The sequence below is a fragment of the Okeania sp. SIO3I5 genome, assembly GCF_010672085.1.
GTDB lineage: Bacteria > Cyanobacteriota > Cyanobacteriia > Cyanobacteriales > Microcoleaceae > Trichodesmium.
In genome coordinates this window covers 1-13,103 of record NZ_JAAHHT010000258.1, presented here as the reverse complement: position 1 = coordinate 13,103, position 13,103 = coordinate 1, and the positions used below count along the sequence as shown (strand labels likewise).

The window sequence follows — 13,103 nt, the reverse complement described above, 5'->3', positions numbered from 1 at the left end:
TAACTCAATAAACTTCTAATAATTAATAATTATTAATTATTATTAATTATTATATTCCTTCTTTCATTATTAATTATTCATTATTAATTATTCATTGAATACATATTGCTAGGCAAAGAGAAGATTTTCATTATAAAACTGCTCATAAATTAGTTAAAGAATATGATTTAATTGCAGTTGAAAACCTTAACATTAAAGGTTTAGCCAGAAATAACAAATTATCAAAATCAATTTATGATGTAGCCTGGGGAACTTTTCTTGAAAAATTGAATACAGTAGCGGTAAAACGCGGTGTTCATGTAGTTAAAGTTAATCCTCATAATACATCACAAAATTGTAGTAATTGTGGTCATAAAGTACCTAAAACTTTATCAGTCAGAACCCATTCTTGTCCTAAATGTGGAACAGTTCTAGATAGAGATGAGAATGCAGCACGAAACATACTGAATAAAGCATTATGCGAGGTGGGTATCATCTTGCCTGCTTGTGGAGGCTTAGACACTGGTCAGCCTGTGAGACAAGAAACTTCTGAGACTTGGATTCAATTATCCCTGCTTTAGAAGCTCCCGTTATAATCTCCGATTTAACGGGAGAGAACTTCACGCATTTAACGGAAGCTGAGAAAAAACAGGATGAGAAGGTAGCAAAATCTACTCGTAATTTAGTCTTGATCAATGACAAAATTAAATTTCAGTCTGAAGAAGATTTGGAAAATTATATAGAAGAAAATTTTAACCAAATTTTTCCAGACTTAGTTTTGATTAAACGTCAGCATACTATTAATACGCAAAGATGCGATTTACTATGCTCTACTAAGTTGGTTAAACAACCTGTGATAATTGAGTTAAAAAATGAAGAGGATAGAGGTTTAATATCTCAGCTTACTCGGTATAGGAAAGCTTTACTTATAGAGAAGCCTTTTACAGAACAAATAGATTATTCGTTACCTGTGAAATTAATAGCGATCGCTCCTACTTTTCACGAGGATAATTATACAGATAAGGAAGCTTCTAAGTTTGAGAATGATTTTTGTTTGTGGGAGTTTAGTATTGATATTGAAGAGAATCAAGAGATTGCTCAATTTAATCTTTCAGGAAAAATTTATGATATTCCTTATCCTATATTTGGCTTGCCAGGAAAAATTTTAAACTCTGAATCTTATAGTAAAAGTTTACCGACTTTTGCTTGGGAATTTTATTCGAGACTCGATCAAAAATACAAGAAAGATTTTCTAGCTTTACGAAATCTATTAATTGGTCAACCAAAAATTAAAGAAATGGTTACGACGAGCTATAAAAAAGTATTGTATGGAACAGGTGCAGGAAAAAATCATAAAAAGTTAGCAGAAATTACTAATACTTCTGGAAAAGATGTATGTTTATTTCTGTGGTTGCCAACATTTGTACACACAAAGTCTGATCAACCAGTAGCAAGATTTGGATTGGTTTTAAAAAGTTCTAGTAATCCTTTATCTAATGATTCTATTGTTGAGTGGTTAGTCTCAACTAAAGAAACTTTGAATAGTAAAAATACACCTGATATTAATTCAGAAGTAGCTGCTTATAATAGAGATGGCACATTAAAATGGAGTAGAGCAAATTTATATTTAGCTAACGTGACTTTTCGTTACACTCAAGACCTAGCTAAATTAGAGGAATGGAAAAGAGTAGTCCAAACATCTAATAAAAAGTCTAAAAAGGGATTAAAACAGATCGTTAATTCCTATCAAAATAATCCGACATTCTGGTTACTAATGTATGTCTTAAAAGGTGTGACTCCAGAAACTATTAATGATGAAGATAGAGCTTGGTGGGAGTCATATAAAACACAAACTCCTACATATTTGGGTTGGTATATTGATTTGGCTATCAAAACTTGGAATTATAGGATTAAGTAAAAGTAATTTAACTCAGTATTGTATTGTTTAGTTGACTAAATAAAATTGAGTCTTTTTTTGTAAATAATGGCCTTAAGTATACAAAATCAAAAATTGATAGGGGATCATAAATTAGTAAAAAAAAGTCTATTTCTGAATACTTAAGCTCACATTCTACCCATCAAATTGTCATATTAAAAGTAGTACAAAAATTAGTCATTTCAGAATATTTTCCACACAAAATCAGATAAGAATGCTTGATTTAGCTTTCTAAATCATTCCCTGTTTTGTGAGGACAGCGCTATAATTTTTTGGAAAGGGTATCTATTAATTTGTCTGCTATTCCTGAAATCCAATTTTCATCTTGTTTAGTGTAACTGCGAGGTGCATTTGCACCTAAAATCATCACACCATTATTGCCAAGAGGTTGACAAATTACACCTTGAGTATTTTCTGGCAAATAATTAAACTCAATACGACCTGGATAAACTTTTAAATCTACTAAATAAATAGGTTTTTGTTTATCCAAAACTCGCTTTAAAATAGCTCCTGGTTTGATTTGTGATTCAGATGGTAAAATTCCTCTTCTTAATAAGATTTTGCCTTGATACCAGATAATAACAGTTTTAGTAACTGTATTAGTTAACAATAAACTAGAAGCCCAAGCAAGTTCATTTTTAGCTATCTCTGATAATTCAGGCAATAGTTCAAATCCTAATTCACCAATTAATTTAACAGTATCAGGAGAGCGTGGTTGTATTTGTTGCCAAAGTAAACCAGTCAAAATCAACAAAGCACTTAAAATTACTCCTACGACATCGGAACGAGCTTGGGAAGCTAAAAGATTAGGGGTGAAAAATCGATTAATCATTAGTAAAGTTCCACCTAATCCTCCTACTATTATAGGGAGTCTTCGTAATACTTTGTTTGGGTCAGATTGAGTCATATTTTTAGTGATCAGTTATAAGTAGGGCTTGCTGAAAAAGTCTAATGGTGAAGACAGGGAGTAGGGAGTAGTTAAGAGTCAAGAGTTGGAGGGAGTTATAGAGAAGGTCGTTGGAAAAATCATCCCTTAATTTTTCGGCTTCCCGTTAGCCTAAAATCCTAAATTTTTGAACTTTCAAGACCTAAAAGCTGGCATTTTTGAGGGTACCTAAAAAGGCTGAAAGCAAGCAGCTTGAAAAGCTTTAATATTTAATCAGCAAACCCTAAGTAGCTCTGATAGGAGTCAGGAGTCAGAAGTCATAAGTCAGGAGTCAGAATTTTAAAAGTTTTTAGCTCAAATTAACTACTATAAAAATTGTTACAACCAATACGAGGATTGCTATATCTCCAATAATAAAAAATCAAATCAATTATCGTACTCTTATTCATCAATTCTTTCTCCCTATTCCCTATCTTAGGGTAGGGGTAAGTTTTTAACAAAGGGATGAGTAGACTTTTATCCAGTATAAAATTTCAAGAAAAACGTGCTTTTTTGTACCCCACACTCCCCATACTTCCCTACTCCCTCTATAACATTTTAACCAACTTCATCACGTTCAATAATCCGTTGAAATAAATAACCAGTGCCTCGTGCAGTTAAAATTAATTCTGGATTACTTGGATCTTCTTCCAACTTAGCCCTAAGCCGAGAAATATGAACATCAACTACTCGCGTATCCACATGACGCTCTGGAGTATAACCCCAAACTTCCTGCAAAATTTCAGAACGGGAAAAAGGCTCTCCAGAACGACTTACCAATAACTCCAACAAACTGAACTCCATACCAGTAAGTCTAATCCTTTCATCTCCTTTATAAACCTGACGTTTATTAGTATCAATTCTAATAGTGCTGACTTGAATAACACCAGAACTAGGAATACCATTACTCCCATCTTTATCCACCCGGCGTAATACAGAACGAATTCTTGCTTCTAATTCTTTTGGAGAAAAAGGCTTTACCACATAATCATCAGCACCTAACTCTAAACCTGTAATTCTATCTGCAACATCTCCCAAAGCAGTTAGCATAATTATGGGAATATCTGACTCTTTCCGTAACTCTTGACAGACACCATAACCATCTAATTTAGGCATCATCACATCTAATACCACCAAATCTGGCTCTGTTTTGTGAAAAGTCTCTAAAGCTTCTTCCCCATCAGCAGCGGTAACAACATCATAGCCAATCATTGACAGTCGAGTTTCTAAAATGCGACGGATACTTGCCTCATCATCAACAACTAATATTTTTTCTTTATTATTTTCCACTTTTCTTAAATCTCCTTAACTAAGCTTTATGATTATATTAATTTTTTTAACTCTATCATCAAACAGGACAATAGAAATTACCATTTTTTATAGCAAGGAACAGGGAGCCGGGAACAGTGGGAAAAACATTTCCTAGTTAAGATTCATCATCTAGTCTATGTCCTAACCAATTCTTTTTTAGCTGTACTACTCCTAAGCTAAAAATTAGTTAAACTTTGGCGTTGCATAGAGTAGGGGATGAATTAGTGGGTGTAGGGAGTGTGGGGAGTATGGGAGGAATTATATATATTTTATTTTTATTTGCTCATTGGAATTATAGTTTTAGAGAAAGAGGAAGTAAAAAGATTCATCCCTTGGTTGAGCAACGCCTAAACTTGATTTTTTTTTATATTTGCTGGTGAATATTAGCTTGTTTTAAGAAATGCCAAAACAGAAAACAAAATATGTTTGTACGGAATGTGGGTATGAGTCCCCACAATTTTTGGGCAAATGTCCTGGCTGTAATACTTGGAATTCTCTAAAAGAGGAGATAGAACAATCAACTACAAATGCTCTACAAAGATTAGGGCTGACTGATATTGGTATTGGTTCTCAAGCATCTGAAGGGGATGATTCTTCTGGTCAGCCAAGGGCATCTTTTTTATTATCCCAGATTTCTGACCAAACTTTGTCCAGAATGCCTTCTGGGTTTGAAGAGTTAGACAGAGTGCTTGGTGGTGGAATTGTTCCTGGTTCCTTGGTATTAATTGGTGGAGAACCTGGTATTGGTAAGTCTACTCTTTTGTTACAGGTGGCTAATCAGTTGTCTAGTAGATGTCGGGTTTTATATGTGTCGGCGGAAGAATCTGGACAACAAGTGAAGTTACGTTCCCAACGTTTAATTGTCAATTTCAATGAAGTATCAGAAGAGGATAAGGATAATGAAGTAGAAGTGGAGGATAAGGATAATTTTTTAAATGTTGAGATGGATGAGGATTTATCTGCAAATGAAAATCAAGAAAAAAATGGCAATTCTGAATCTATAGAAGATTCTGCTACAAATTCTCAGGAAAATTTATTTTTATTACCAGAAACAGATTTAGAGGTAATTTTGAGAGAGTTGGAATCTCTCAAACCATATCTAGCAGTAATTGATAGTATTCAGACTATCTATTTTGCTTCTTTAACTTCCGCTCCAGGTTCGGTTGCTCAAGTTCGGGAATGTACTTCCGCTTTGATGCAAGTGGCAAAAAGGGAAAATATTACTTTATTAATAGTCGGTCATGTAACTAAAGATGGTGCTTTAGCAGGTCCTCGTGTATTAGAACATTTGGTAGATACAGTTTTATATTTTGAAGGCGATCGCTTTGCCTCCCACCGTTTGTTGCGCTCTATGAAAAATCGCTTTGGTGCTACTCACGAAATTGGAGTGTTTGAAATGGTGGCTAATGGTTTAAAAGAAATATTAAATCCATCAGAATTATTTCTCGGAAGTAGAGATGAATATTCTTCAGGAACTTCTACGGTTGTTTCGATGGAAGGTACTCGCCCCATAGTTGTAGAAATTCAAGCTTTAGTAAGTCCGGCAAGTCATGGTTCTCCCCGACGTTCTACTACTGGAATTGATAGTAGTAGGTTACAACAGATTTTGGCAGTCTTGGAAAAACGGGTAGGCATTCCTTTATCAAAATTGGATACTTATGTGGCGACCGTGGGAGGTTTAAGTGTGGAAGAACCCGCAGCAGATTTAGGAGTAGCTATTGCTGTAGTGGCTAGTTTTCGCGATCGGGTAGTTGACCCTCGAACAGTTTTGCTGGGAGAGGTAGGTTTGGGTGGGCAAGTTCGACCAGTGTCTCAGTTGGAGTTGAGATTAAGGGAAGCTGCCAAGTTAGGTTTTAAAAAGGCAATTATTCCCAAAGGTCAGCAACCGCCAGATTTAGGAATGCGTATTTTGCCAATCGCTAAGGTCATAGATGCGATTATTGCTTCTATTCCGGCGCAACCTCCAACTATGGGGAATTAAAGATTTGGTGGTGGTGATAGTAATAGTAGAGAGAGTGTGGGAGGTCTGGGAGGTCTGGGAGATGTGGGAAGGGTGGGAGGTGTGGGAGGTGTGGGAGGTGTGGGAAGAAATTCAAAAATACATATCTTCGCCATTACTATGTACGATAACCGAGAATTTTTTTGTTAAACCTCCGTTCAATCAATTAGGGTTTGCTGAAAAAGTATGAATGGTAAAGGTAGGATTCAGGAGAAATGAGAATTATAGAGCAGCTAGTTGGAAGAATTTAAGAAGTTATTTTTCTGTCATAGTCTGCCCAAAATACTAACTTTATCAACCTAAATAACCTAAAAAGTTACACTTTTTTCAGCGTAAAAAGGAACGAAAATAATATAAATAACCTACTATTTATGAGGCAATAATGTTAATATAACACCAAAACTTATAAGGTATGGAATTATTATAATAGTTATTGATATTACATAACTGCACAAAAAAATATTTAATTGAACTGTATTTATCTATAAGAATCTTCTACTTTCCTTATCCCTTTTTCCTTCTTCCTTCTTCCTTAAATCCTTAACTGAACTGTATTTGTTGATAAAAACCTATTCCACTAATAATATTTTTGCTGAAAAGCCCAAATATTCTTAAAGATAAAAACGAAAAATGCAGCTTTTCAGGAAAGTTTTACTTAAGTAAATAAGCATTTTTAGAATAGTGGGATAGGTTGAAAGTTATAGTTTTTGAATGCTGTATGTAATGTCTCTGCGTAAGTCCTGTCTTAAAAAAAATGAGCATTGAGATATGCCTTGTTGAGTCTTGCTAAGAATATTCTCTCTGGAAAAATAGACTAGGGCAGGATGGCAGAAATAACTGACCAGTTACATGCTTGCCTTAAGCTTTACTAAGCAATAATGCATGAACTTTTAATTTTTAATTTTGAATTCCGCGTATCGGCACTAGGGCTTGCTGATTAAATATAAAAGCATTGATAGATAAAGGTTTTAGCCTTTAAGGACCGAAAAAAGTGTAACTTTTTAAGCTTGAGGACCAAAAAGTTAGGATTTTGGGCTGACTATGGCAGAAAAATTAAGGGATAAATTTTCCCACTACCTTCTCTAAATTCCTCCTGACTCGTCCTACTACTACTCATACTTTTTCAGGTAACCCTAGACTAGGGAAATTTTTTTTATCTGAAGCACCCAAATGTATGGCTTTGTAATTTTTGTATTATTTGGTATTATTCTGCTATACGCAATAGTAAAATATATAATTAAATCTTATGTTTGTCGGTACAACTGAAGCCGCTTCTTTATTGAATATTTCTACTCAACGAGTCCGAGTTTTACTGAAAGAAGGTCGGATTCAAGGCGCTCGGAAAATTAATGGTCGAACTTGGGGGATTCCTCTCTACGAAGGAAGACCAAGAATCTCTGGTAAAAAACGCGGTCCCGAACCCAATTGGTCTCAAAAGCGCCATTGCGGTCAAAATACCCTTCATTTTAATCGACCTAATATAGATAAAAATCGGAAGCTCAAAAAGATTGATCCTCAAGCACAAGACGAATATGTATTTTCTGCCCAACGTGGCTCTAAGATTTTAGCTAAAGGTCACGAAGTGGAGATTAATGGTCCTTGTCGGATTGTTTATCGACCGGATCAGCCTCATAGTTGTGGAGCGACTGTGTGGATTGAGACTTTAGCAACGGTAACTGTCTTTAATTTTGATGGTACGGTGCAGCGGGTTGATAGTAAATGGGTTTGGGAAGAAGAGGAAATGTGGAAAATTAACAAGAAAAGTATTGAGGAATTAATTAGGATTTGTTGATTAAATCTCAAACCGTTTACAGATAAATGCTCAAACTTAGTCAGGGATTAATTCTGACTTCTGAGCTGTCCAGCTCTCACAGGTGGCCATATAAATCAGATCAAATCCGGTTAAACAACCTCACTATCAATCTAGTAGTCAGTAGTCAGTAGTCAGTAGTTAGTAGTCAGTAGAAGATACGCTCATTACTTGTTTCTACCTTACTTCAATAATTTCACACTCAACTGCCTACACACTTCAGGCTAAACCGCTGTAGATGCGATATTGCATCCTACATCTGCACGACAAAATGTAGCATAAATACCAAGTAGTCAGTAGTCGTAGGGACGTTGCATGCAACGTCCGTACAGTAGTCATTAGCGAATGATATAGCGCTACCCATTAAGGCATTTGACATTCCTAAATCTTGAAACCCTTTGACAGTTTACTATTTCCTCACAGGAGTGCGCGTTCCCTCTCTTGGTCAGCATTCCCTCATAGGAGTGCGCATTCCCTCTCTTGGTCAGCATTCCCTTGCGCCTATCGGCGGCGCGGGGTCTGACCGCTTGCGACTTGCCTCTTGCAGAGGAGCTTCCTCTTACAGAGGAGCTTCCTCTTACAGAGGAGCTTCCTCTTACAGAGGAGCTGCGCTAACGCTAACGCTAACGTCGTCGCGGAGTCGCACCGCTTGCGCCTATCGCCGACGCGGGGTCTGACCGCTTGCGCCTAGCCTCTTGCAGAGGAGCTTTGCTTTTTCTTATAGGGAATGCTCCGCAAACATGTCGCGCAGCTTTACGGCGACGCGGGGTCGCACCGCTATTCCCTATTCCCTATTCCCTAGCGCTATATTAGTTAACTTTGTGGCTCCACGAAGTATTTATACTTAATATTTTTCTGATTATTTGACTAATGAGAATGGTCAATCAATCAGATTTACACAGTATAAATACTTACCAAGTCCTCAATTTTTATATTACTTTTAATACTAGAAATTGACGTGCGGAACGTGGGTTTAATAGTATTAGAACTCAATCAAATGAACCTGCCCCAATGATAACGACATATAGCACTATCAAAATAGGGCGCGGACATTTATAAATGATCAAACTCACTCAAGAACTACTTCTGATTTCTGTACGTCGCCAATCTAACGGCTCCCTGGGCGTAGCGCTATAATTCACTAAACTATCCCTGTAAAAACAGAGAAATTTTCTTTACAGCCGTTGACAAAATCTCCGGTTTATGAACCAAAGCAAACCTCACATACCCCTCTCCCGCCTTACCAAAACCTGCCCCTGGGGCAACCGCTACCCCCGTACTTTCCACTAGATCCACACAGAAACCCACAGAATTCTGAGCATATAATTCTGGTAACTTTGCCCAAACATACATAGTGGCTGATGGTATTGGCACAGGCCAACCAATATTATCCAATGCTCCAACAAAAATGTCCCGTCGTTGGCAAAAAATGTCTACAGTTTCTCTAATTACTTCTTGGGGGCCAGTTAAAGCAGCGATCGCTCCATTGAGAATGCCCCGATACTGATTAAAGTCAATACAAGCTTTAACTTGTCGTAAAGCTTGAATTAATTGAGGATTACCAATGGCATAACCTACACGAAAACCTCCCATACTATAGGACTTAGACATGGTAAAAAATTCTATAGAGACAGTTTTTTCTGGGTCAGCTTGAAAAATGGAAGGAGCCAGAGGCTGTTTATCCTGCTTTTGGTTTAATACTCCATCCTCTATAGTTAAATCCCCACTAACATTATCCCTACTGCCAACTCCTAATTCCCAATTCTCTGCTTTTGGAGCTTCAGAAAATGTGTCAAAAATGAAATCTACATAAGGAGCATCGTGAACCAAGACCAAATTATGTTTTTGGCAAAAAGCCACAGTCTCTTGGAGAAAAGATAAAGGAGCGATGGCCGTTGTGGGATTATGGGGATAACTCAAAACCATCATCTTTGCCTGAGCTAAGACAGATTTAGGAATATCTCCCAGAACAGGCAAAAACTTATTCTCTGCCAATAAAGGCATAGGGTAAACTTGACCTCCTGCCAAATACACCCCACCACTATGAGAAGGATAACCAGGGTCTTGCAGTAAAGCAAAATCCCCAGGATTTAGCACAGCTAGAGGTAAATGAGCTGTACCCTCCTGGGAACCAATTAAAGCTAAAACTTCAGTTTCCGGATCTACAGAAATGGAAAATTTATTATTATACCATTGAGCTGCTGCCTGCCGAAAAGCTTGAGTGCTAGAAAATAAAGAATAACCATGAGTACTAAAATCTTGTAGAGATTGGGCGATCGCTTCTAGAGCATGGGGAGACGCTGGTAAGTCAGAAGAACCCAGAGACAAATCTATCAAATTTTGTCCTGCTACCTTTGCCCTTGTCTTAGCCTTATCCATATCAGCAAAGACATTAAAGCTTAGAGGTTCTAAACGTTTTGATAACTGCATTTTTCAAGAATGTAGAATTTAGAATTTAGAATTTAGAATTAGTAAATTTTCAGGCATTGTAGAATTTAGAATATATAGCAATCAATCAAGAAAGTTGTAACAATCTTTGAATATTTTGAATATTATAGTTAATCTGGTTGTGCATCAGCAAAGTCAAGTAGGGCAGGCCAATAGAATCTAAAAGCACTGATGTATAAAGTTTGAGCGCATTTTTGCACGGAAAAAATTGCAAGTTTTTTAGACCTAAAAGCTCAAAAAGTTAGGATTTTGGGCAGATAAGGGGGGGGAATTTTAAGGGACAATGCTGACTCCTACCTCCTCTATAATTCCTATTTCTCCTTACTCCTGAGGACTGAGGACTGACCCCTGACTCCTGAGGACTGACTCCTCCCCTCACTCATAAGACTTTTTCAGCAAACCCTAATTATTCACCCTAGCTCAAAAATAAACCTATACAAGCTTTAAAGAGAAAGCAGTCAAACTAAGAAATTTATCAATATGACTTTTGACTTACTATGTTTAACTTTTGACTTTTAAATTCTGCGAAGCGGTTGAATACTGACTTTTGACTTAGGTAATAAAACTTTACATCCACTTCCCCCCTACAAAGTCCTAACCCGATCCCCGCCTCTGATAGACTTTAACACTGGGAGAGCAAAATCAAAAAGCTTTCCTCAGCAGTTGGGAGAATAAAAATTCATGGATAACGTAATTGGTTTAGAAATTATCGAAGTAGTAGAGCAAGCAGCAATCGCCTCTGCTCGTTGGATGGGAAAAGGAGAGAAAAATACTGCAGACGAAGTAGCCGTAGAAGCTATGCGGGAACGCATGAACAAAATTCATATGCGAGGCCGCATCGTGATTGGAGAAGGGGAGCGAGATGAAGCCCCCATGCTCTACATTGGCGAAGAAGTAGGAATTTGTACTCAGCCTAATGCTAAAGATGTCTGTGACATACAACAGCTAGTCGAGATTGACATAGCAGTTGACCCTTGCGAGGGTACAAACCTAGTTGCCTATGGTCAAAATGGTTCTATGGCAGTATTAGCTATTTCTGAGAAAGGTGGTTTATTAGCAGCACCAGATGTCTATATGAAAAAATTAGCTGCACCAGCAGTAGCTAAAAATCATGTAGATATAAACAAATCTGCTACTGAAAACCTCAAGATTATTTCAGACTGCATGGAACGTGCTGTTGATGAATTGGTGGTTGTAGTCATGGATCGCCCCCGTCATAAAGACTTAATCAATGAAATTCGTCAAGCTGGTGCCAGAGTTCGTCTCATTAGTGATGGTGATGTTTCTGCAGCAATTTCCTGTGCATTTTCTGGTACAAATATTCATGCTTTGATGGGTATTGGTGCAGCCCCAGAAGGAGTAATTTCCGCAGCAGCGATGCGTGCTTTAGGAGGCCATTTCCAAGGACAACTGATTTATGACCCAGCTATTGTCAAAACTGGTTTGATTGGAGAAAGCAAGGAAGATAACATGAAGCGACTCAAGGATATGGGTATCGAAGATCCAGATAAGGTTTACAATGCTGAAGAGTTAGCTTCTGGGGAAACAGTGCTATTTGCAGCTTGTGGTATTACTCCTGGTACTCTAATGGAAGGAGTACGCTTTTTCCCTCATGGTGCTCGTACCCAAAGTTTAGTTATTTCTTCTCAGTCAAAAACTGCTCGGTTCGTAGATACTGTGCATATGTTTGGAGAATCAAAAGTACTGGAACTGAAATAAAAATAGTATTGGGGTAAATTCAGTTATCAGTTATAGCAGGGAACAGGGAACAGGGAACAGGGAACAGTTGGAAAAGTGTTTCCTAGTCTAAGATTTATCATCAGTCCATGTCCTAACCAATTCTTTCTTAGCTATATCAGTCAATACAGTTCAGTTAAGGATTTTTTTGCAGTTCTGTAATCTGAAAAGCTCATATAATGGTTCCATACCTTATGACTTTTACTCTGATCTAAACCGTATTGAGTTATCAGTACCTCCTACTTCAGTAGGAGGTTCGAAATACTGAATCAAACATTTTTTCATCCCCTTCAAAGAGGAGGCTATTGATCTTAACTTTTTGGTCAAAATTGATTCCTGGTTAAGCATTTTAGCTATCAGCTATTAGCTATTAACACTCAGCAAAAAAAATGAAAGACAAATAAGTTTAAGTCAATAAAAGTCGCCAGAGTAGTTAGGATATTCTATCTCCTCTTAAATTTAGTCTGTGCTACGAATTTAACTTTAGACTTCTGAGTTCAGCTATATCTATCAGTCTCGAAAATTCTTCCTAAAAAAAATTAGAATTTGTTCAATAGATAGGGTTTGCTGAACTGATATGCTTTGACTTCATAATTCAAGGAAATTATTAATCTTTTGGGGTGGGTTTTAAATTAAGTATTTTATAAATATTTTAGTTAGATGGAAAAATTTTAACCATCCATAACACCTGCCTCATTTTTGTTGAGTTATAATCAGCTTCAAAACCATATAAATTTATCCTAGTTTATTCTCTAAGGACGAGCTTTAAATCAAAAAGAACAAAAATTAACAAAATAAAAATTATATGAATATCGCAGTAATAGGACTTAGCCATAAAACAGCTCCAGTTGAAGTTAGAGAAAAATTAAGTATTCCAGAAACAGAAATACAAAATGCAATTTCTCAATTGTGTAGTGGAACTTATACTCAAGAAGTAGGAATTCTTAGTACCTGTAAA

At 36.8% G+C, this 13,103-nt stretch carries 9 protein-coding genes and 1 pseudogene; 7 read left to right on the top strand and 3 right to left on the bottom strand.

Annotated elements, in window-relative coordinates; all coding sequences use genetic code 11:
- The first annotated feature begins 98 nt into the window (after positions 1 to 98).
- Both F6K40_RS33940 and F6K40_RS33935 read left to right on the top strand, forming a co-directional pair.
- Complete coding sequence (locus F6K40_RS33940; RefSeq protein WP_365673743.1) at positions 99 to 560, top strand: RNA-guided endonuclease InsQ/TnpB family protein; 462 nt, start codon at positions 99 to 101, stop codon at positions 558 to 560.
- Positions 536 to 1,897: a PDDEXK family nuclease gene (locus F6K40_RS33935; protein WP_293142667.1), complete on the top strand. Its 1,362-nt coding sequence runs from the start codon at positions 536 to 538 to the stop codon at positions 1,895 to 1,897. The genes F6K40_RS33940 and F6K40_RS33935 overlap by 25 nt, the downstream gene beginning before the upstream one ends.
- 280 nt (positions 1,898 to 2,177) lie before the next feature.
- Here the strand turns inward: F6K40_RS33935 and F6K40_RS33930 are convergent, their stop codons facing one another.
- Together F6K40_RS33930 and rpaB are read right to left on the bottom strand one after the other, a co-directional pair.
- Positions 2,178 to 2,822 (bottom strand): cofactor assembly of complex C subunit B, encoded by a 645-nt coding sequence (locus F6K40_RS33930; RefSeq protein WP_293142664.1) that lies wholly within the window; start codon positions 2,820 to 2,822, stop codon positions 2,178 to 2,180.
- A 576-nt stretch (positions 2,823 to 3,398) separates the two neighbouring features.
- On the bottom strand, positions 3,399 to 4,130 hold the full coding sequence (rpaB, locus tag F6K40_RS33925; protein WP_293142661.1) for a response regulator transcription factor RpaB: 732 nt from the start codon (positions 4,128 to 4,130) through the stop codon (positions 3,399 to 3,401).
- A gap of 421 nt (positions 4,131 to 4,551) precedes the next feature.
- On the opposite strand from rpaB, the gene radA reads away from it, so the two are divergent.
- The 3 genes from radA to F6K40_RS33910 all read left to right on the top strand — a co-directional run bounded on the left by radA (position 4,552) and on the right by F6K40_RS33910 (position 7,942).
- The gene (gene radA / locus F6K40_RS33920) at positions 4,552 to 6,132 is read left to right on the top strand and encodes a DNA repair protein RadA (protein WP_293142658.1); all 1,581 of its coding nucleotides are present in this window, start codon (positions 4,552 to 4,554) and stop codon (positions 6,130 to 6,132) included.
- 4 nt (positions 6,133 to 6,136) lie between these two features.
- Positions 6,137 to 6,340, top strand: coding sequence for a hypothetical protein (locus F6K40_RS33915; protein WP_293142656.1), 204 nt, complete (start codon positions 6,137 to 6,139; stop codon positions 6,338 to 6,340).
- Between the two features lie 1,056 nt (positions 6,341 to 7,396).
- Positions 7,397 to 7,942: a DNA-binding protein gene (locus F6K40_RS33910; RefSeq protein ID WP_293142653.1), complete on the top strand. Its 546-nt coding sequence runs from the start codon at positions 7,397 to 7,399 to the stop codon at positions 7,940 to 7,942.
- Between the two features lie 1,164 nt (positions 7,943 to 9,106).
- Here F6K40_RS33910 and F6K40_RS33905 read toward each other — a convergent pair.
- The gene (locus tag F6K40_RS33905; RefSeq protein ID WP_293142651.1) at positions 9,107 to 10,390 is read right to left on the bottom strand and encodes an LL-diaminopimelate aminotransferase; all 1,284 of its coding nucleotides are present in this window, start codon (positions 10,388 to 10,390) and stop codon (positions 9,107 to 9,109) included.
- A 699-nt stretch (positions 10,391 to 11,089) separates the two neighbouring features.
- Here F6K40_RS33905 and glpX point away from each other — a divergent pair.
- Together glpX and F6K40_RS33895 are read left to right on the top strand one after the other, a co-directional pair.
- A complete protein-coding gene (gene glpX, locus F6K40_RS33900) occupies positions 11,090 to 12,127 on the top strand; it encodes a class II fructose-bisphosphatase (RefSeq protein WP_293142648.1) in 1,038 nt (345 codons plus the stop codon).
- An 823-nt stretch (positions 12,128 to 12,950) separates the two neighbouring features.
- Positions 12,951 to 13,103 (top strand): annotated as a pseudogene (locus F6K40_RS33895) (glutamyl-tRNA reductase); the annotation flags it as partial.